This is a genomic window from Streptomyces sp. EDA2-14, from assembly GCF_054963755.1.
On record NZ_JBUEGE010000001.1, the window covers coordinates 461,219 to 480,849 of the forward strand.

The 19,631-nt window shown below is 68.9% G+C and carries 17 protein-coding genes and 2 tRNA genes; 14 read left to right on the forward strand and 5 right to left on the reverse strand.

Annotation, left to right across the window (positions count from 1 at the left end; all coding sequences use genetic code 11):
- Positions 1 to 14 precede the first annotated feature (14 nt).
- A complete protein-coding gene (locus ACY34M_RS02000) occupies positions 15 to 452 on the forward strand; it encodes an HD domain-containing protein (protein WP_462717272.1) in 438 nt (145 codons plus the stop codon).
- A 24-nt stretch (positions 453 to 476) separates the two neighbouring features.
- On the opposite strand, the gene ACY34M_RS02005 is transcribed toward ACY34M_RS02000, so the two are convergent.
- Together ACY34M_RS02005 and ACY34M_RS02010 are read right to left on the reverse strand one after the other, a co-directional pair.
- The gene (locus ACY34M_RS02005; protein ID WP_462717273.1) at positions 477 to 1,271 is read right to left on the reverse strand and encodes an SDR family NAD(P)-dependent oxidoreductase; all 795 of its coding nucleotides are present in this window, start codon (positions 1,269 to 1,271) and stop codon (positions 477 to 479) included.
- A gap of 69 nt (positions 1,272 to 1,340) precedes the next feature.
- Positions 1,341 to 2,522 carry an acyltransferase family protein gene (locus ACY34M_RS02010; protein WP_462717274.1) on the reverse strand — a complete coding sequence of 394 codons (1,182 nt, stop codon included), beginning with the start codon at positions 2,520 to 2,522 and terminating at the stop codon, positions 1,341 to 1,343.
- Between the two features lie 561 nt (positions 2,523 to 3,083).
- Between ACY34M_RS02010 and ACY34M_RS02015 the strand changes: the two genes are divergently transcribed.
- Positions 3,084 to 3,278 carry a hypothetical protein gene (locus tag ACY34M_RS02015; protein WP_462717275.1) on the forward strand — a complete coding sequence of 65 codons (195 nt, stop codon included), beginning with the start codon at positions 3,084 to 3,086 and terminating at the stop codon, positions 3,276 to 3,278.
- Between the two features lie 88 nt (positions 3,279 to 3,366).
- On the opposite strand, the gene ACY34M_RS02020 is transcribed toward ACY34M_RS02015, so the two are convergent.
- Positions 3,367 to 3,437 (reverse strand) — tRNA-Gly (locus ACY34M_RS02020).
- 139 nt (positions 3,438 to 3,576) lie between these two features.
- Between ACY34M_RS02020 and ACY34M_RS02025 the strand changes: the two genes are divergently transcribed.
- From ACY34M_RS02025 to clpX, 5 genes are all read left to right on the forward strand, one after another.
- Positions 3,577 to 3,653, forward strand: a tRNA-Pro gene (locus ACY34M_RS02025).
- 161 nt (positions 3,654 to 3,814) lie between these two features.
- Positions 3,815 to 5,194, forward strand: a complete 1,380-nt coding sequence (gene tig, locus ACY34M_RS02030; RefSeq protein WP_462717276.1) for a trigger factor — start codon at positions 3,815 to 3,817, stop codon at positions 5,192 to 5,194.
- Positions 5,195 to 5,459: 265 nt separating this feature from the next.
- A complete protein-coding gene (locus tag ACY34M_RS02035) occupies positions 5,460 to 6,065 on the forward strand; it encodes an ATP-dependent Clp protease proteolytic subunit (protein WP_462717711.1) in 606 nt (201 codons plus the stop codon).
- Positions 6,066 to 6,127: 62 nt separating this feature from the next.
- Positions 6,128 to 6,787, forward strand: a complete 660-nt coding sequence (locus tag ACY34M_RS02040) for an ATP-dependent Clp protease proteolytic subunit (protein ID WP_462717277.1) — start codon at positions 6,128 to 6,130, stop codon at positions 6,785 to 6,787.
- A 169-nt stretch (positions 6,788 to 6,956) separates the two neighbouring features.
- Positions 6,957 to 8,243, forward strand: a complete 1,287-nt coding sequence (gene clpX / locus ACY34M_RS02045) for an ATP-dependent Clp protease ATP-binding subunit ClpX (RefSeq protein ID WP_462717278.1) — start codon at positions 6,957 to 6,959, stop codon at positions 8,241 to 8,243.
- A gap of 75 nt (positions 8,244 to 8,318) precedes the next feature.
- On the opposite strand, the gene ACY34M_RS02050 is transcribed toward clpX, so the two are convergent.
- Entirely contained in the window at positions 8,319 to 9,347 is a 1,029-nt protein-coding gene (locus tag ACY34M_RS02050; protein ID WP_462717279.1) for a hypothetical protein, read from the reverse strand.
- Positions 9,348 to 9,462: 115 nt separating this feature from the next.
- Between ACY34M_RS02050 and ACY34M_RS02055 the strand changes: the two genes are divergently transcribed.
- Both ACY34M_RS02055 and ACY34M_RS02060 read left to right on the forward strand, forming a co-directional pair.
- Positions 9,463 to 12,093, forward strand: a complete 2,631-nt coding sequence (locus ACY34M_RS02055; protein WP_462717280.1) for a valine--tRNA ligase — start codon at positions 9,463 to 9,465, stop codon at positions 12,091 to 12,093.
- A 141-nt stretch (positions 12,094 to 12,234) separates the two neighbouring features.
- Positions 12,235 to 13,431: a sensor histidine kinase gene (locus tag ACY34M_RS02060; protein WP_462717281.1), complete on the forward strand. Its 1,197-nt coding sequence runs from the start codon at positions 12,235 to 12,237 to the stop codon at positions 13,429 to 13,431.
- A gap of 76 nt (positions 13,432 to 13,507) precedes the next feature.
- Here ACY34M_RS02060 and ACY34M_RS02065 read toward each other — a convergent pair whose 3' ends face one another.
- On the reverse strand, positions 13,508 to 14,575 hold the full coding sequence (locus ACY34M_RS02065) for a rod shape-determining protein (RefSeq protein WP_462717282.1): 1,068 nt from the start codon (positions 14,573 to 14,575) through the stop codon (positions 13,508 to 13,510).
- Positions 14,576 to 14,708: 133 nt separating this feature from the next.
- On the opposite strand from ACY34M_RS02065, the gene folC reads away from it, so the two are divergent.
- The 5 genes from folC to mreC all read left to right on the forward strand — a co-directional run bounded on the left by folC (position 14,709) and on the right by mreC (position 19,626).
- On the forward strand, positions 14,709 to 16,238 hold the full coding sequence (folC, locus tag ACY34M_RS02070; RefSeq protein WP_462717283.1) for a bifunctional tetrahydrofolate synthase/dihydrofolate synthase: 1,530 nt from the start codon (positions 14,709 to 14,711) through the stop codon (positions 16,236 to 16,238).
- A gap of 5 nt (positions 16,239 to 16,243) precedes the next feature.
- Positions 16,244 to 16,594 carry a DUF4233 domain-containing protein gene (locus ACY34M_RS02075; RefSeq protein ID WP_462717284.1) on the forward strand — a complete coding sequence of 117 codons (351 nt, stop codon included), beginning with the start codon at positions 16,244 to 16,246 and terminating at the stop codon, positions 16,592 to 16,594.
- 91 nt (positions 16,595 to 16,685) lie between these two features.
- Positions 16,686 to 17,099 carry a nucleoside-diphosphate kinase gene (ndk, locus tag ACY34M_RS02080; RefSeq protein WP_462717285.1) on the forward strand — a complete coding sequence of 138 codons (414 nt, stop codon included), beginning with the start codon at positions 16,686 to 16,688 and terminating at the stop codon, positions 17,097 to 17,099.
- Between the two features lie 368 nt (positions 17,100 to 17,467).
- Positions 17,468 to 18,487, forward strand: coding sequence for a rod shape-determining protein (locus ACY34M_RS02085; protein WP_266719674.1), 1,020 nt, complete (start codon positions 17,468 to 17,470; stop codon positions 18,485 to 18,487).
- A 152-nt stretch (positions 18,488 to 18,639) separates the two neighbouring features.
- Complete coding sequence (gene mreC / locus ACY34M_RS02090; protein WP_462717286.1) at positions 18,640 to 19,626, forward strand: rod shape-determining protein MreC; 987 nt, start codon at positions 18,640 to 18,642, stop codon at positions 19,624 to 19,626.
- Positions 19,627 to 19,631: the final 5 nt, after the last annotated feature.

Here is a 19,631-nt window from a genome sequence, read left to right on the forward strand (position 1 = left end):
AGAGGGTCGGCGGCATGCTCACACTCACGGAAGTGGAGGCGCTCGCGCGCCGGGCCCACGAGGGCCAGCAGGACAAGGCGGGCCGCCCCTATGCCGAGCATCTGGCGGCCGTGGCCGAAGGGGTGCGGACCAGGGGAGGCGACGACGCGCAGCTCGCCGCGGCCTGGCTGCACGACGCGATCGAGGACCACGCGCTCACGGAGCAGTGGCTCGCCGATGCCGCGCTCCCGGACCGGACGAAGGCGATCGTGCGGGCCCTGACCAAGCGCGCGGGCGAGCCCCCGCAGGAGTACGCGCGGCGCATCCTCGCGACTCCCGGCGCCCGCCTGGTCAAGGAGTCGGACCTGGCGCACAACGCGAATCCGGGCCGCCTCGCCGTCCTCGACGAGCCGACCCGGATTCGGCTGACCCAGAAGTACGCGAGGATGCGCGCGCTCCTGGGGATCGACTGAGCTCCCCTCCTGCGGGGAGAGGCCCTACGGCAGGATCGAGTCCACGTAGCCGCCGTCCACCCGCAGGGCGCCACCGGTCGTCGCGCTCGACAGGTCGGAGGCCAGGTAGACCACCATGTTCGCGATCTCCTCGGGCTCGATCAGCCGCTGCAGCAGGGACTGCGGGCGGTGCTCGCGCATGAAGGCGCGCTGCGCCTCGTCCCAGGGCAGCGAGCGGTCGACCAGTTCGTAGACGAAGTCCTCGACGCCGCCCGTGTGGGTGGGGCCCGCGATGACGGAGTTGACGGTGACGCCGCTGCCGGCGGCCTGCTTCGCGAAGCCGCGGGTCACCGAGAGCAGGGCCGTTTTGGACATTCCGTAGTGGATCATCTCGGCGGGGATCACCACGGCGGAGTCGCTGGCGATGTTCTGGATCCGGCCCCAGCCGCGCTCGGTCATGCCGGGCAGGTAGTGGCGGATGAGGCGGACCGCGGCCAGCACGTTCACCTCGAAGTAGCGGCGCCACTCGTCGTCGGTGATCTCCAGCGGGTCGGCGGAGCCGAAGATGCCGAGGTTGTTGACCAGGATGTCGACGTGGGGGAGCGCCCGCGCCGCGTCCCGCAGTCCGTCCTCGGTGGTGACGTCGGCGGCCACCGGCACCAGATCCGCGCCCGGTACGTCCGCGGCGATGCGGGCGACCGCCTCGTCGACGCGCTCCCGGGTCCGGCCGTTGACGCCCACGCGTGCCCCGGAGCGGGCCAGGCCCGTCGCGATGGCGGCGCCGATGCCCTGGGTGGATCCGGTGACCAGGGCGGTGCGTCCCGTCAGGTCGATCTGCATGAGACCGGGCTCCTCGTGGTTCGGGTAAGGGTGGGCGGGTTCCCCCGTCCCACCCTTACCCGAACCACGTCAGGCGCGCTGCCTGGCCCGTGCCGTCTCGGTGGCGTCCTTCTTGAACGCCCACGGCATCCTCGGCTCCATGGCGAACCGGAAGATCCGTTGCACCGGCGGTGTGCACAGGGCGGTGACGACCGCGCCGGCGATGAGCGTGACGGCGACCTCGCCGTACGGGGTGTGGATCCAGTCCGCGTCGAACCAGCCCCAGAACCGGGAGCCCTTCGCCAGGAACCCGTGCAGCAGATATCCGTACAGCGTTCCGGCGCCGAGCACCGTGAACCACGTCCTCCGCCCCGGCACCCACGCGAAGAAGCACGCGGTGAGCACGAGCGAGCAGCCGAACAGGGCGAAGGTCATGACGACGCCGACCCACCACGGGACGCCCAGCTCCTGGGCGCTGTCGCGGTGGTAGAACCACACCGACGTCATGCGCGGAGCCGCCCAGTAGGCGAGCAGGAAGGCGCACGCCGCGATCGGCACGGACAGGATCCGCACCTCGCGCCGCCGCACGAGCTGGAAGTGCTCGGGCTTGAGGAACAGGCCGAGTACGAAGAACGGCAGGAACTGCAGTACGCGCTGCAGGTCCAGGTCGTCACCGATGTCGGGGGAGACCGACGCGAGTATCGCGATGGCGATGGAGAGCGGGATCGGCCACCGGACGATCTTCCAGATCGGGGTGGTGAGCCGCCAGATGAACAGCGCGACGAGGAACCAGGTCAGAAACCACGGATCCAGCAGGCTGATCGGATGCGTGGGGTCGTCGTCCGCCCACCGCTTGAAGAAGCTGTACGCGACCTCGAAGATCACGTACGGCACCGCGACACCGGTGATGAGCCGCCGCAGCCGGTCGGGCCGCATGTCGAAGCTGCGCGAGAAATAGCCGGAGATGATGATGAACGCCGGCATGTGGAACGTGTAGACGATCTCGTACAGCGCCTCGGCGGTGCGGCTGCCGTCCGTCAGCGGTTCCCAGGAGTGGCCCATCGCCACGAACACGATGGCCAGATATTTGGCGTTGTCGAAGAACGCGTCGCGCTGCTTCGGCTTGGGGGTGCCGGCCTGAGCGGGGGCCGGGGCGGGCGCGCTCGGCGCCGGGGTCTGCTGGTCGTTCCGGGGAGCCGCGTCTTCCGCAGGCCGCGCGGCCGGGGGCAGCGGGGTGCGGTTCGAGCCGTGTGGGTACAGCGAGTTGGTCACTGGCCCTCCCACCGGAAACTCGGGGGGACCGTAAGGGGTCGCACTGCGCCGTGGGGGATGATGGCAGTGTGGAACATCTGAGGCACCCTAGTGGGGCGCCTGTGATTTCGTAAAACCATCGACTCGATTCCTCCTAGGTGTTTCCGGGTACCCCCGATTTCCTGGAGGTCGACATGGGGATTCTGTGCAGCCGCCCCCGTCGATTTGCCCACTATTGCGCGGCTCATCCCGCTTAAAGGGCGCATAACGCTCGCGGCGGGCCGTGGCGGGATGACCGTTTTGCCCCGTGCTGTTCAGGCGGTAATTGGACATCACATTTCCTAGGTTTTCCTGTGTGGGAACCAAGGGGAAACTGGGAGAAAGCCTGCAGGTCGCGCCAAGGGCGAGCGCGCGGGGCGGCCGGGGCGATAGAAACGATCAAGCCGAAACCCGCGGGTACGTGGCCGACGATGCGTCACGGGCCGCATAAGGGCGCCGGGTTGGTGGCACGATGGTTCTGGCGGGGGGTGGGGCCTGTACCCCCCGGGCCGGGAGAGCGGACCGACCTAGGGTGTGATCAGTGTGGCCATTTCGCTGTCAGTTGTGCTGTTGTTGGCGATCGTCCTCGTCGTCCTCATGCGCGGCGGCTCGCTCAAAGCGGGGCCCGCCATAGTCGCGATCCTCTTCGGCTTCTTCCTCGCATCGACGGGAATGGCGCCGGCGATCAACAACTTCCTCAACTCGGTCGCGGACAGCGTCAGCGCGATCCATTTCTGAGGCGGCGGCCAGGCGCCCGGCACGGAGCCGCGAAAAGCCTCCGGCCCGCTTCCACGCGGAGTGGAAACGGGCCGGAGGCTTTCACAAGAGCGGGCGACGGGAATCGAACCCGCGTAGCTAGTTTGGAAGACTAGGGCTCTACCATTGAGCTACGCCCGCACGGCCGCACCGCTGGTCGGTGACCGCGGTACGCAGGCATCGTAGCGGGTCGGGGGCGCCGATTGCACACCCTCTTCCCGCCGGCCCGAAACGCGGGAGCCGCACTGCCTGCGGGCATGTACCCTACGTGTCGCACCGACGGGGTGTGGCGCAGCTTGGTAGCGCGTCCGCTTTGGGAGCGGAAGGCCGTGGGTTCAAATCCCGCCACCCCGACCAGCGTTCGGAAGGTGGCCGGCGCATCCGGGACCGGCCGCTCCGGAGTTCTCCAAGATCGCATTGTGGGTCAGCAGCGGCGTGCCGTTACTATGCAAGCTGCATGCCCGTGTGTCTCTAAAGCCGGGCACGATCCCAGAAGTCAGCCCCCAAGGAGACCCACCGTGAAGAGCGCCGTCGAGACCCTGAACCCGACCCGGGTTCGGCTCAGCATTGAGGTGCCCTTCGAGGAGCTCAAGGACAGCCTCGACGCGGCGTACAAGAAGATCAACCAGCAGGTCACGGTGAAGGGCTTCCGCAAGGGCAAGATCCCCGCCCGCGTCATCGACCAGCGCTTCGGCCGCGGTGCGGTTCTCGAGGAGGCCGTCAACGACGCGCTCCCGAAGTTCTACACCGAGGCCGTCAACGAGGCGGAGCTCAACGTCCTCGGCCAGCCCGAGGTCGACATCACGGACCTGAAGGACGGCGAGACGCTGAACTTCACCGCTGAGGTCGACGTCCGCCCGACGATCGAGATCCCGGACTACTCCGGCATCGAGGTCGAGGTCGACGCCACCGAGGTCACCGAAGAGGACGTCGACAAGGCCGTCGAGCAGCTGCGCGACCGCTTCGCCTCCACCGCGCCGGTCGAGCGCGCCGCCGAGGACGGCGACGTCGTGACGATCGACCTCGAGGCCAAGGTCGACGGCGAGGTCCTCGAGGACGGCGTCGCCTCCGGTGTCTCGTACACCATCGGCTCGGGCGAGCTCCTCGACGGCATCGACGACGCCGTCAAGGGCCTGGAGGCCGGTGGCGAGGCCACCTTCACCTCCGAGCTCAAGGGCGGTTCCGCCGAGGGCAAGGACGCCGAGGTCACCGTCAAGGTGAGCCAGGTCGCCAAGCGTGAACTGCCCGAGCTGGACGACGAGTTCGCGCAGCTCGCCTCCGAGTTCGACACCCTCGACGAGCTGAAGGCCGACAGCCGCAAGCGCCTCGAGAACCAGAAGCTGAACGACCAGGCCACCCAGGCCCAGGAGCGCGTCCTCGAGAAGCTGCTCGAGCTGGTCGAGGTCCCCGTCCCGGAGAAGCTCCTCGAGGACGAGGTCCAGACCCGCAAGCACAACCTCGAGAACCACCAGCTCGCCCAGATGGGCCTGAACCTCGAGAAGTTCCTCGAGATCCAGGGCAAGACGGTCGAGGAGTTCGACGCCGAGACCAGCGAGCAGGCGGTCAAGGGCATCAAGACGCAGTTCGTCCTCGACGAGCTCGTCAACAAGGAGAAGCTGAACGTCAGCCAGGAGGAGCTCACCGAGCACCTCATGCGCCGCGCCGCCTCCTCCGGTATGTCCCCCGACCAGTTCGCCCAGGCCGTCGTCGAGGGTGGCCAGGTCCCGATGCTGGTCGGCGAGGTCGCCCGCGGAAAGGCCCTTGCCACGGTCGTCGAGGCCGCCACGGTCAAGGACACCAACGGCGAGATCGTCGACCTCTCGGACGACGAGGAGGAGACGGAGGAGGCCACCGAGGCCGCCGCCGACTCCGCCGAGGAGAAGAAGGACGAGGCGTAACGCCTGCGTCCCTAGCGCACGCGAAGGCCCCCGAAACCGTCACGGTTCCGGGGGTCCTCGTGATTCGGGCACCGCGCGCCCGTCAGGGCGCCGTACCTGCGCTCACAGCGAACAGTTCCTTCCGTGGGATTCCCCGGAGGGAGCCGCGCGTTAGGGTCCATGAAGAGGAGGGCAGGGGAGTCCGAGCACGGCCCCCGGCCCCAGCTAAAGACGCGAGACGGCGCGTAGCCGTCAGAGACGAGCAGGTGGATACGTGACGAATCTGATGCCTTCCGCCGCAGGCGAGCCGTCCATCGGTGGTGGCCTCGGCGACCATGTCTACAACCGGCTGCTCGGCGAGCGCATCGTCTTCCTCGGCCAGCAGGTCGACGACGACATCGCGAACAAGATCACCGCACAGATGCTGCTCCTTGCCGCCGACCCGGACAAGGACATCTACCTCTACATCAACAGCCCCGGTGGCTCCGTGACGGCCGGCATGGCGATCTACGACACCATGCAGTACATCCCGAACGACGTCATCACCATCGGCATGGGCATGGCCGCCTCCATGGGCCAGTTCCTGCTGACCGGCGGCTCGCCGGGCAAGCGCTTCGCGCTCCCGCACACCGACATCCTGATGCACCAGGGCTCCGCGGGCATCGGCGGTACCGCGTCGGACGTGAAGATCCAGGCCGAGTACCTGCTGCGCACGAAGAAGCGGATGGCCGAGATCACCGCGCGCCACTCGGGTCAGACGGTCGAGACGATCATCCGTGACGGTGACCGCGACCGCTGGTTCACCACGGAGGAGGCCAAGGAGTACGGCCTCATCGACGAGATCATTTCTGCCGCTACGGGCGTTCCGGGCGGCGGCGGCACCGGCGCCTGATCCCCGCGATCACGCCGGCACGGCCAGCCAAAGCCCACCCTCACCAGGACGGAACACCGACCATGAACAACTTCCCCGGCAGCGGCCTGTACCAGGGCCCCCAGGTCGACAACCGCTACGTGGTTCCGCGCTTCGTCGAGCGCACCTCGCAGGGCGTGCGCGAGTACGACCCGTACGCGAAGCTCTTCGAGGAGCGCGTCATCTTCCTCGGCGTGCAGATCGACGACGCGTCCGCCAACGACGTCATGGCGCAGCTGCTGTGCCTGGAGTCGATGGACCCGGACCGCGACATCTCCATCTACATCAACAGCCCCGGCGGCTCGTTCACGGCCCTCACGGCCATCTACGACACGATGCAGTTCGTGAAGCCGGACATCCAGACGGTCTGCATGGGCCAGGCGTCCTCCGCGGCCGCCGTGCTCCTCGCCGCCGGTACGCCGGGCAAGCGCATGGCCCTGCCGAACGCGCGCGTGCTGATCCACCAGCCCTCGGGCGGCACCGGCCGTGAGCAGCTCTCCGACCTGGAGATCGCGGCCAACGAGATCCTCCGCATGCGTACGCAGCTGGAGGACCTGCTGGCCAAGCACTCGAACACGCCGATCGAGAAGATCCGCGACGACATCGAGCGCGACAAGATCCTCACGGCCGAGGACGCCCTCGAGTACGGCCTGGTCGACCAGATCATCTCGACGCGCAAGATGAACAACGAGGCGATCGCGTAAGACCGCGCTGTATCGTCTGCCATTCCCCTTGGCGCGGACACGAACTCCCTACGGGGTGAAGTGAACCGTGCCAAGGGGGGCCCGAACGGGGGGCCCGGCAAGGTACCGTCGGATACAGGCACCAGGAGCCGCTTGTGCGAGCGTCTCCCAGGCGAAGGGGAAGCACCTCGTGGCACGCATCGGTGACGGCGGCGATCTGCTCAAGTGCTCGTTCTGCGGAAAGAGCCAGAAGCAGGTCAAGAAGCTCATCGCAGGCCCCGGTGTGTACATCTGCGACGAGTGCATCGACCTCTGCAACGAGATCATCGAGGAAGAGCTCGCTGAGACGAGCGAAGTGCGTTGGGAAGAGCTTCCCAAGCCGCGCGAGATCTACGAGTTCCTCGAAAGCTACGTCGTAGGACAGGAAGCCGCCAAGAAGGCCCTGTCCGTCGCGGTGTACAACCACTACAAGCGCGTCCAGGCCGGCGAGAACGGCGGGGCGAACGGGCGGGACGACGCGATCGAACTCGCGAAGTCCAACATCCTGTTGCTCGGCCCGACCGGCTCCGGAAAGACGCTCCTCGCGCAGACACTGGCGCGGATGCTCAACGTCCCGTTCGCCATCGCCGACGCGACGGCGCTGACGGAGGCGGGCTACGTCGGCGAGGACGTCGAGAACATTCTGCTGAAGCTGATCCAGGCGGCCGACTACGACGTCAAGAAGGCCGAGACGGGGATCATCTACATCGACGAGATCGACAAGGTGGCCCGCAAGTCGGAGAACCCGTCGATCACGCGCGATGTGAGCGGCGAGGGCGTGCAGCAGGCCCTGCTCAAGATCCTTGAGGGCACGACCGCCTCGGTCCCGCCGCAGGGCGGCCGCAAGCACCCGCACCAGGAATTCATCCAGATCGACACGACCAACGTGCTGTTCATCGTGGGCGGCGCCTTCGCCGGTCTGGAGAAGATCATCGAGTCGCGGGCCGGTGCCAAGGGCATCGGGTTCGGTGCGACCCTGCACTCCAAGCGCGAGCTGGAGGAGAAGGACCAGTTCCAGGAGGTCATGCCGGAGGACCTGGTGAAGTTCGGGATGATCCCCGAGTTCATCGGCCGTCTCCCCGTGATCACCTCGGTCCACAACCTCGACCGCGAGGCGCTGCTCCAGATCCTCGTCGAGCCGAAGAACGCGCTGGTCAAGCAGTACCAGCGGCTCTTCGAACTCGACGGTGTGGAGCTGGACTTCGAGCGCGAGGCGCTCGAGGCCATCGCCGACCAGGCGATCCTGCGCCGCACCGGCGCACGCGGTCTGCGCGCCATCATGGAGGAGGTCCTCCAGTCGGTGATGTACGAGGTGCCGTCCCGCAAGGACGTGGCCCGCGTCGTCATCACCGCGGACGCCGTTCACTCCAACGTGAATCCGACGCTGATCCCGCGTGACTCCCGGGGCGGCGGCAGCGGCGAGCAGAAGTCGGCGTAGCGGCACGCACGCTGTACGAGAAGTACGAGAAGGGCCCCGGTCGGATCGCCGACCGGGGCCCTTCTCGCGCGGTTCCTACTCGGGGACGCGGACCTCGTTGCGCAGCTTCGCCGTCGTGTCGGCGGCCTCGCTCAGCGGCTGGTCCTTCTTCGAGATGATGGCGCCGGCGTCCGAGAACACGATGTACGTCACCGTGCTGTGGTCACCCCAGATGCACATCGGCATCGTGAAGCTGGACGGCACGCCCGCGCTGGACGAACTGCCGCTGGGCATCGCGTACTTGGCGTTCTGGCACTTCAGGACGCCGTTCTTGAAGCCGGCCGGCTCGAACTTCTCGGGGGAGCCCTCGAAGGAGACCTTGGCGCCGCCGGCGCTCTCCTTCGACTTGTTCTGCATCTCGGTGAACATCGAGTCGACGACCTTCTCCGGGTCCTCGATCTTGCCGTAGACGCCGCCGAAGTTGATCGCCTTCTGCGTGGTGCCGGAGCCGGCCGCGTAGCTGGCGCTCACGCTCTTGGGGTCGGTGACGCCCCACTTCTTGGCTTCCGCCAGGTCGCTCTCGCTGAAGCTGCCGCTGCTGGACGCGTTCGAGGTGCTCTTCTTGTACTCGCCCAGGACCGTGGCGGGCGTCGTCAGCTTGTGCGCGCCGTCGTCCTCGACGGACGAGCCACCGCCGCCCCCGCCGCTGAACATGAAGTAACCGCCGACGCCGAGCGCCGCCACCACGACGACCGCGCCGATCACGATGCCCAGCGTCTTCTTGCCGCCGCCACCAGCGGCCGGCGGCTGACCCGGGAACTGGCCGTACGGGGCCTGCTGCGGCTGACCGTAGGGGCCGGGCTGCTGGGGATGGCCGTAACCGCCGGGAGGCTGCTGCGGGGGCTGGCCGTACGGGTTCGGCTGCTGCGGCGGAACGCCCTGAGGCGCCTGCTGGGGCGGCTGCTGCGGGTAACCGTAGCCGGGCTGCGGAGCCTGCTGCGGCTGACCGTACGGCCCCGGCTGCTGCGGCTGGCCGTAGGGGCCGGGCTGCTGGGGCTGCTGACCGTACGGTCCCGGCTGCTGGGGCGGCTGGTTCCCGTACGGGCCCGGCTGGTTGTGGCTCATTACTCGCGTTCCCTCCCGTTGCTTATGTGCTGCTGACATCCTGGCGTACGCAGGTGCGATCCGTTCCACCGGATTCGGTTTCAGTACGAGCTTGTAACCCCTCTAAACTGGCCCCGTGACCGAGAACTCTCAGCAGCAGACGCCAGTGCCCACCTCCGAACTGCCGACCCAGTACGCGCCGGCCGAGGTAGAGGGGGCGCTGTACGAGCGCTGGGTAGACCGCGGCTACTTCACCGCCGACGCGAAGAGCGAGAAGCCGCCGTACACGATCGTCATCCCGCCGCCGAACGTCACGGGCTCCCTGCACCTGGGGCACGCGTTCCAGCACACGCTCATGGACGCGCTGACCCGTCGTAAGCGCATGCAGGGCTTCGAGGCCCTGTGGCTGCCCGGCATGGACCACGCCGGCATCGCGACGCAGAACAAGGTGGAGCAGCAGCTCGCCGAGGAGGGCAAGTCGCGGCACGACCTGGGCCGCGAGGAGTTCGTCGCCCGCGTCTGGCAGTGGAAGAACGAGTACGGCGGCAAGATCCTCGGCCAGATGCGCCGCCTCGGCGACGGCGTCGACTGGTCGCGCGAGCGGTTCACGATGGACGAGGGTCTGTCGCAGGCCGTCCAGACCATCTTCAAGAAGATGTTCGACGACGAGCTGATCTACCGCGCCGAGCGGATCATCAACTGGTGCCCGCGCTGCCTGACCGCCATCTCGGACATCGAGGTGGACTACCAGGACGACGACGGCGAGCTGGTCTCCCTCAAGTACGGCGAGGGCGACGAGACGGTGGTCGTCGCGACCACGCGTGTCGAGACGATGCTGGGCGACACCGCGGTCGCCGTCCACCCGGACGACGAGCGGTACGCGCACCTCATCGGCAAGCGCATCAAGCTGCCGCTGACCAACCGCACGATCCCCGTCGTCGCGGACACGCACGTCGACCCCGAGTTCGGGACCGGCGCCGTGAAGGTCACGCCCGCCCACGACCCGAACGACTTCGCGATCGGGCAGCGGCACGACCTCGAGACCATGACGATCATGGACGAGCGCGGCGTCATCACCGCGCCCGGCCCCTTCGAGGGTCTCGACCGCTTCGAGGCGCGCTCCGCCATCGTCGACGCCATGCGCCAGCAGGGCCGCGTCGTCTCCGAGAAGCGCCCGTACGTCCACTCCGTCGGGCACTGCTCGCGCTGCAAGACGACCATCGAGCCGCGCCTGTCGCTGCAGTGGTGGGTCAAGGTCGAGACGCTGGCGAAGAACGCCGGTGACGCGGTCCGCGACGGCCGCGTCACGCTCCACCCCAAGGAGATGGAGAAGCGCTACTTCGACTGGGTCGACAACCTCAACGACTGGTGCATCTCGCGCCAGCTGTGGTGGGGCCACCGCATCCCGGTCTGGTACGGGCCGAACGGCGAGGTCGTCTGCGTCGGCCCCGACGAGCAGCCGCCGGGCACCGAGGCCGAGGGCTGGAAGCAGGACGAGGACGTCCTCGACACCTGGTTCTCCTCCGGCCTGTGGCCGTTCTCCACGCTGGGCTGGCCGGAGCAGACGCCGGACCTGGAGAAGTTCTACTCGACCGACGTCCTGCTCACCGGCCACGACATCATCTTCTTCTGGGTCGTCCGGATGATGATGTTCGGCCTGTACGCGATGGACGGCGAGGTCCCGTTCAAGACGGTCGCCCTGACCGGTCTCGTCCGCGACGAGAACGGCAAGAAGATGTCGAAGTCGTTCGGCAACGTCGTGGACCCGCTGGACTGGATGGAGGAGTACGGCTCGGACGCGCTGCGCTTCACCCTGGCGCGCGGTGCCAACCCCGGCACCGACGTCCCGATCGGCGAGGACTGGGTCCAGGCCTCCCGGAACTTCGCCAACAAGATCTGGAACGCGACCCGCTTCGCGCTCATGAACGGCGCGACCGTCGAGGGGCCGCTGCCGGACCCGTCCGAGATGACGGCGACGGACCGCTGGATCCTCTCCCGTCTCAACAAGACGGTCGCCGAGGTGGATGCGTTCTACGACGACTACCAGTTCGCGAAGCTCTCCGACTCGCTGTTCCACTACGCGTGGGACGAGGTCTTCGACTGGTACGTCGAGCTGTCGAAGACGACGTTCATGGCGGGCGGCGAGCCGGCCAAGGTGTCCGGCCGGGTCCTCGGTGAGGTCCTGGACGTCATGCTGCGCCTGCTGCACCCGATCGTCCCCTTCGTCACCGAGACGCTGTGGACGAACCTGACGGGCGGCGAGTCCATCGTCATCTCGGACTGGCCGAAGGACAGTGGCTTCCGCGACGACGCCGCCGAGCAGGAGATCGCGACGCTCCAGCAGGTCGTCACCGAGGTCCGCCGCTTCAAGGGCGACCAGGGCCTCAAGGCGGGCCAGCGCGTCCCGGCCCGCCTCACCCTGGACGGCACGGCGCTCGCCGCGCACGAGCCGGCGATCCGGCAGCTGCTCAAGCTGCAGCCGGAGGGCGAGGGCTTCACCGCCACCGCCACGCTGCCGGTTGCGGGCGCCGAGGTGGCGCTCGACCTGTCCGGCGCGATCGACGTGGCCGCCGAGCGCAAGCGGCTGGCCAAGGACCTCGCCGCCGCCGAGAAGGACAAGGCGCAGTCCGAGGGCAAGCTGGGCAACGAGGCGTTCCTCGCCAAGGCCCCGGACCACGTGGTCGACAAGATCAAGGGCCGCCTCGCCAAGGCGGACGAGGACATCGCCCGCATCCAGGCGCAGCTGGAGCGACTGCCGCAGGCGTGACCGTACGCACCTCAGGGCCCCCGGAACCGCCGCGTTCCGGGGGCCCTTGTGCGTCCCGGCGCCCGCTACGAGATGCCCGGCGGCACCGGGTCAAGGTAAGAAAGGGGACGTACCGGGTGTAAATGCGGTGATAGGGGCTCCATGCACGACGAGGCCGACGGGGCGCCGACGGGCGGGGCCGGGGCGAGCGCCGCGGGCCGCCGACTCGGCCGCCTCTGGTCGCGCCTGGAGCGCTGGCGCGGCACCCCGCACGCCGTGGACCTCGCCACCGCCGCGGGCTGCTTCGCCCTCATGGGCCTGGACATCCCGGGCCTCGCCAGGGCGGACAACGCGCTGGGCGGGGCGTCCGCCACGCTGGTCCTCGCCCTCGGCGCCGCGACGCTGCTGCCGCGCAGGCGCGAGCCGTGGGGGCCCTGGCTCCCGTTCGTCGTCGGCATGGTCTTCCTCGGCTGGCTGCACGACGTGACCCTCATCCAGTTCGCCCTGTACTCCGTGGCCCGCTACCGGGGCCGCACCTACGGAATCCTCGCCTGCTGCGGCTACCTCGTGTGGGCCTGCGCCGCGTACGCGCTCTTCGAATGGCCCGTGCATCGGGGCGGCGGGAGCGTGAGCCAGTTCCTCGCCCTCGCCGTGCCCATCGGGGTGCTCGCCACCGGTGTCGGCATCGCCGCGCGCCGTATCGACCTCGTGCGCGCCCTGGAGGCCAAGAACGCCGAGACCTCGCTGCTCCAGGCCGTGCAGCAGGAGCGCTCCGACGTCGCGGGCGACGTGCACGACTTCGTGGGCCGCGAGCTGACGATGCTGTCGGTACGGGCCGAGGTGCTGTCGCGGCGGGCCCGCGGCGAGCACTGGGAGCAGGACTTCGACGAGCTGTCCGAGACGGCGCGCCGGGCCCATCTGCTGCTCAACGAGATCGTCGTGCGCCGCGGCAGCGGAGGCGGCGCCCCCACGCCCGGCCTCGACGCGCTGCCCCGGCTCGCCGAGGAGAGCGCGGCGGCGGGCAACGAGGTCGCCGTCGAGGTGGACGCCGCGGCCCGCGCGCAGTCCCCGCTGCGCCAGGCGGCGGTCTACCGAGTCGTCCAGGAGTGCCTCACGAACGCCGCGAAACACGCACCGGGCCGGCCGGTGTCCGTCACGGTGGCGGTCGCGGCGAACCGCCTGCACGTCACGGTCGTCAACCCCCTGCCGACCGACACCCCGACGACCACCCCGGTCTCGGCGGGCACGGGCACGGCGGGGATGGCCGAGCGGGTCCTGTCCCTGGGCGGCACCTTCGACGCGGGCCCGACGGACCATGGCACGTACGAGGTGAAGGCAGCCTTCCCGGCAAGGACGTAGTGGGTGTTTTCAGGGGCGCGGGGAACTGCGCGAAACGGGACCACAGCAACACGGCACCCGCAGAACCGCCGGAGGCCTACGCCGCCATCATGCGCTGCAACCCGTCGAAGTCGTCCACACACTTCCCGCACCCCAACGCGACGCTGTCCAGCGGATCGTCCGCGACGAACACCGGAATCCCCGTGCCGGAGGCAATCCGCAGATCGAGACCCGGCAGCAGCGCACCCCCACCGGTCAGTACGATCCCGTGCTCCATCACGTCCCCCGACAGCTCCGGAGGGCACTCCTCCAACGTCGCCTTCACTGCGGCGATGACCGCCTCGACGGGCTCGTCGAGCGCCGCCCGCACCTCGCGCACCGTCAGCTCGACGGTCTTCGGGAGGCCCGCCACCTTCTCCCGCCCCCGCACGGTGAACGCCCGCATCTCGAACGCGTCCTCGCCGGGCACCGGCCACGCCGAGCCGATCGCGACCTTGATGTCCTCGGCCGTGCGCTCGCCGATCAGCAGCCCGTGCTCCTTGCGCACGTAGTCCGTGATCGCCTCGTCGAAGCGGTCGCCGCCGACCCGCAGCGACTGCGAAGTGACCACGCCGCCCAGGGAGATGACGGCGACCTCGCTCGTGCCGCCGCCGATGTCCACGACCATCGAACCGCGCGGGTCGGCCACCGGGAGGCCCGCCCCGATCGCCGCCGCCATCGGCTCCTCGATCAGGTGCACGGCCTTCGCCCCGGACCGCTCCGCCGCGTGCACGATGGCCCGCCGCTCCACCGGGGTGACCCCGCTCGGTACGCACACCACCATGCGCGTACGGGGACGGCGCCCCGGCACCGCCTTGCGGACGAAGTGCCGGATCATCGCCTCGGCCGCCTCGTAGTCGCTGATCACGCCGTCCCGCAGCGGCCGGATCGCGGTGATCGACCCCGGCGTGCGCCCGATGGTCTCCTTCGCCTCGCTGCCCACCGCGAGCACGTCACCGCGCCCACCCGGCTTCCCACCCGGCTTCCCGCCCGACTTCGCGCCCGACTTCGCGCCCGGCTTCCCGCCCGACTTCACGGCGACGACCGACGGTTCGTTCAGCACGATGCCCTGACCGCGCACGTACAGAAGGGTGTTGGCGGTGCCGAGATCGATGCCTATGTCCATGATCCGCAAGTTTGCCGGGTCGATGACCGTTCCGGAGGGACCAAGGTCCTGAAACGGACAGGTCGAAAGTCCCGAAACGGGACGTCGGGTGGTGTCGGGCGCGCTGTCGGTGGACCTCCGTAGACTGGCGGGTGTGAGTGACCTCCCCCCGCGCGACAGCAGCGACTACGACCCCGCAGACGACGCCGATCCGTTCGAGGAGATCGTCGGCGAAGAGACCACCCGCGACCCCGACCTCGCGGTGATCGAGGCGGGCAGCCGCACCCTGCGCACCCAGGGCGGCCCGCCCCAGGGCGACGGCATCCCGGCGCGCCCGCAGGACCCCGAGGTGGAGAAGGCGCTGCGGGTGGTGGAGGCCGAGCTCGCCACGCGCTGGGGCGAGACGAAGCTGGAGCCGTCGGTCGCCCGTATCGCCGCCCTCATGGACGTACTCGGCGAGCCGCAGAAGGCGTACCCCTCGATCCACATCACGGGCACGAACGGCAAGACGTCCACGGCCCGCATGGTCGAGGCCCTGCTCGCGGCCTTCGAGCTGCGCACCGGCCGGTACACGTCTCCGCACGTCCAGTCGATCACCGAGCGGATCAGCCTGGACGGCGCCCCGATCGAGCACGAGCGCTTCATCGAGACGTACGACGACATCAAGCCGTACGTCGAGATGGTCGACGCCCAGCAGGAGTACCGGCTGTCCTTCTTCGAGGTGCTGACCGGCATGGCCTACGCGGCCTTCGCCGACGCGCCGGTGGACGTGGCGGTCGTCGAGGTCGGCATGGGCGGCAGCTGGGACGCGACGAACGTGATCGACGGATCGGTCGCGGTCATCACCCCCATCGACCTCGACCACACCGACCGGCTCGGTTCGACGCCCGGTGAGATCGCCGGCGAGAAGTCCGGGATCATCAAGCAGGACGCCTCCGTGATCATGGCGCAGCAGCCGGTGGACGCGGCGCAGGTGATCCTCAAGAAGGCCGTGGAGACGGACGCCACCGTGGCCCGCGAGGGCCTGGAGTTCGGCGTCGTGCGGCGCGAGGTCGCCGTCGGCGGCCAGTTGGTCACCCTGCGCGGGCTCGGCGGCGAGTACGAGGACATCTTCCTTCCGCTGCACGGCGCGCACCAGGCGCACAACGCGGCGGTCGCGCTCGCCGCGGTGGAGGCGTTCTTCGGCATCGGCTCCGAGCACGCGCGCCCGCTCGACATCGACACGATCCGCACCGCGTTCGCCGCGGCCACGTCGCCGGGCCGGCTGGAGGTCGTGCGCCGCTCGCCGACGGTCGTCCTCGACGCCGCGCACAACCCGGCGGGTGCCCGGGTCACCGCCGAGGCGATCGGCGAGGTCTTCGACTTCAGCCGCCTCATCGGTGTCGTCGGTGCCAGTGGCGACAAGAATGTACGGGGGCTCCTGGAGGCCTTCGAGCCGATCTTCGCGGAGATCGTCGTGACGCAGAATTCCAGCCACCGTGCGATGGACGCCGACGAGCTGGCGGGCATCGCGGTGGAGGTCTTCGGCGACGACCGGGTCCAGGTCGAACCGCGGCTCGACGACGCCCTGGAGGCCGCGATCACGCTCGCCGAGGAAGAGGGCGAGTACGCGGGCGGGGGAGTGCTCGTCACCGGGTCCGTGATCACGGTCGGCGAGGCCCGGCTGCTCCTCGGGAAGGGCTGATCGCCGTGCGCATTCTGTGTTCCTCGACCCTGATCGGCGAGTTCTTCGTCATCGGCTTCGCCGGTCTCGTGGCGATGAAGGAGCCCGATCTGTCGGCCGGGCTCGTGTGGACGGTGTGCGGGGTCGCGATGCTGCTCAGCGTGCTGCTGTGCGGGATGGTGACGCGGCCCGGCGGGGTGCAGCTCGGCTGGGCGCTGCAGATCGCCCTGATCATCAGCGGCTTCTTCGTCCCGGTCATGTTCTTCCTCGGCGCCTGCTTCGCCGGCTTGTGGGGGACCTCGGTCCACTTCGGCCGCAAGGTCGACGAGGCCAAGGCCCGCTGGGCGGCACAGGCCGAACAGGCCGAACAGGCCTGAGCCCGGGGACCCCGCCCGCCTGCCGCCGTGCTGGTCACGCCCTGTAACCTCGGGCGTCACCGCACATCCAGGCCTACAAGGAGTTCCGCGAATGACCCAGCGCACGCTCGTCCTGCTCAAGCCCGACACCGTTCGCCGCGGCCTGATCGGCGAGGTCATCGGCCGCATCGAGCGCAAGGCCGGCTGGACGATCAGCGCGCTCGAACTGCGCAGCCTGAGCCAGGAGACGCTGGAGGCGCACTACGGCGAGCACAAGGGCAAGCCGTTCTACGAGCCGCTGGTCGCCTTCATGTCCTCCGGCCCGGTGGTCGCCCTGGTCGTCGAGGGTGAGCGTGTGATCGAGGGCGTACGCCAGCTGGCCGGTCCGACGGACCCGATCGCCGCCGCCCCCGGCTCGGTCCGCGGCGACTTCGGCACCATCGTTCGCGAGAATCTGATCCACGCCTCCGACTCCGAGGAGTCCGCCGAGCGGGAGCTGAAGATTTTCTTCCCGGATTTCGCGTAACGGACTTCTCGCATTCCGGACTTCACGCCAGACGCGTGAGACACGCGGTGTCCGCTCCATGAGACCGGTCGAGTTCGTTTTCTGATGTCGTGTCAGTCACGGAGCGCCACTGACCAGGAGCGGCCCGAGAATTCGGGCCGCTCTTTTGCATATGCGGCCCGTTTGGGGGAACGCAATCCTCCGTCGGCACGTCCCCATTAGCGGGGCGGGGACTCCCATGCTGACAATGGCGAAGACCCTCGCGCCGTGATCGTGCAGGCGAGACTACGATGGAGCCTCCACGCCACACCGCGTCCACCTCTCGCCTACCTGACAAGCCATCAAACGCTCCACTTGGGAAGGCCAGACGAATCCTGATGGGGAACTCAATGTCGTTCATCGGCCGTGACATGGCTGTCGACCTCGGGACCGCCAACACGCTGGTGTACGTCAGGGGTCGAGGGATCGTGCTCAATGAGCCGTCCGTGGTCGCGATCAACACCAACACCGGCGGCATTCTCGCGGTGGGTGCCGAGGCCAAGAAGATGATCGGGCGTACGCCGGGCAACATCGTGGCGGTCCGCCCGCTGAAGGACGGCGTGATCGCCGACTTCGAGATCACCGAGCGGATGCTCCGCTACTTCATCCTGAAGGTGCACAAGCGGCGCTACCTCGCCCGTCCGCGCGTCGTCGTCTGTGTGCCGTCCGGCATCACCGGCGTCGAGCGCCGCGCGGTCATCGAGGCCTCCTCGCAGGCCGGCGCCCGCCAGGTGCACATCATCGAGGAGCCCATGGCCGCGGCCATCGGCTCCGGCCTCCCGGTCCACGAGGCCACGGGCAACATGGTGGTGGACATCGGTGGCGGCACCACCGAGGTCGCGGTGATCTCGCTCGGCGGAATCGTCACGGCGCAGTCCATCCGCGTCGCGGGCGACGAGCTGGACAACGCGATCATCCAGCACATCAAGAAGGAGTACTCGCTCCTCCTCGGTGAGCGCACCGCCGAACAGATCAAGATCACGATCGGCTCCGCGTACGACCTCGACTCCGACGAACACACCGAGATCCGCGGTCGCGACCTCGTGTCCGGCCTGCCGAAGACCGTCGTCATCTCGGCGGCGGAAGTCCGCAAGGCGATCGAGGAACCGGTCAACGCGATCGTCGACGCCGTGAAGACCACCCTCGACAAGTGCCCGCCCGAGCTGTCCGGTGACGTAATGGACCGCGGCATCGTTCTCACCGGTGGCGGCGCCCTGCTGCGCGGCCTCGACGAGCGGCTGCGTCGCGAGACCGGCATGCCGATCCACATCGCCGAGGACCCGCTCGACAGCGTGGCGCTCGGTTCCGGCAAGTGCGTCGAGGAGTTCGAGGCGCTCCAGCAGGTCCTGGACGCCTCGCCGCGCAGATGATGTGAAGGAAGACGTCCGCCGTACGAGTGCCTGCCACCTCGTGCGGCGGATCGTTGATATATAGGCAAGGCATAAGAAATCCTCCTACGCACCGCTCGACGTAACCGACTACCGCTCGACGCAACTGACAGAGGAAGGCACGGCCGCCGCACGTGAGGGACACACGAGAGAGCCGGCTGCTCCTGGTGCTGCTGATCGCCATCGCGTTCGCACTGATCACGGTGGACATCCGCGGGGGCGAGGACTCACCGGTCGACGGTGCCCGCCACGCCGCCGCCACGGTCTTCGGCCCCGTGGAGAACGGCGTCTCCGGCGCCGTCGACCCGATCGGCAACGCCATAAGCGCGGTCCGCGACTCCGACAAGCGGCACGACCGCATCGGCCAACTGGAGCACGAGAACGCCGCATTGAAGGCGAAGCTCGGCAGCGGTGACCGCAACCGCAGCAAGGTCCGCCAGCTCGACTCCATGCTGAAGACGGCCGGCGCGGGCCAGTACGGCATCAAGGGCGCCCAGGTCATCGCCATCGGCTCGGCCCAGGGCTTCTCCTGGACCGTCACCATCGACGCCGGTGCCAACGACGGCCTCAAGCGCGACATGACCGTCCTGAACGGGCAGGGGCTCGTCGGCCGCGTCACCACCGTCGGCCCGAACACCTCCACCGTGCTGCTCGCCAACGACCCGGACTTCACCGTCGGCACCCGCATGGAGAAGACCGACGAGCTCGGCTTCGCCTCCGGGCAGGGCGACCGCCCGCTGCGCGTCCAGCTCCTCAACGGCAAGGCCAAGGTGAACAAGGGCGACCGCCTCGTCACCTTCGGCTCCCAGGCCGACAAGCCGTTCGTGCCCGGCGTCCCCGTCGGCCGCGTCGTCCGCGTCGACCCCTCCGGCGGCGACCTGACCCGCACCGTCTACGTGAAGCCGTACGTCGGGTTCACCAAGCTCGACATCGTGGGCGTCGTCGTACAGGCCCCGCGCGAGGACCCGCGCGACACGGTGCTGCCGAAGAAGCCCGCCAAGCCGAAGCCGACGCCCACGGTGACCGTGACGGCCACCCCGGGCGCCGACACGGGCGGCACCGGCAACGGCACCGGCAACGGCGGGAACGCCGCCGACAACAACGCAGACCAGCAGCAGTAGCAGGA

Coding starts and splice junctions, on each gene's coding strand:
- ACY34M_RS02040 (WP_462717277.1), top strand. CDS start 6,128: ATGAACAACTTCCCCGGCAGCGGCCTGTACCAGGGCCCCCAGGTCGAC.
- ACY34M_RS02050 (WP_462717279.1), bottom strand. CDS start 9,347: ATGAGCCACAACCAGCCGGGCCCGTACGGGAACCAGCCGCCCCAGCAG.
- ACY34M_RS02005 (WP_462717273.1), bottom strand. CDS start 1,271: ATGCAGATCGACCTGACGGGACGCACCGCCCTGGTCACCGGATCCACC.
- ndk (WP_462717285.1), top strand. CDS start 16,686: ATGACCCAGCGCACGCTCGTCCTGCTCAAGCCCGACACCGTTCGCCGC.
- ACY34M_RS02060 (WP_462717281.1), top strand. CDS start 12,235: ATGCACGACGAGGCCGACGGGGCGCCGACGGGCGGGGCCGGGGCGAGC.
- ACY34M_RS02000 (WP_462717272.1), top strand. CDS start 15: ATGCTCACACTCACGGAAGTGGAGGCGCTCGCGCGCCGGGCCCACGAG.
- ACY34M_RS02035 (WP_462717711.1), top strand. CDS start 5,460: ATGCCTTCCGCCGCAGGCGAGCCGTCCATCGGTGGTGGCCTCGGCGAC.
- ACY34M_RS02085 (WP_266719674.1), top strand. CDS start 17,468: ATGTCGTTCATCGGCCGTGACATGGCTGTCGACCTCGGGACCGCCAAC.
- ACY34M_RS02065 (WP_462717282.1), bottom strand. CDS start 14,575: ATGGACATAGGCATCGATCTCGGCACCGCCAACACCCTTCTGTACGTG.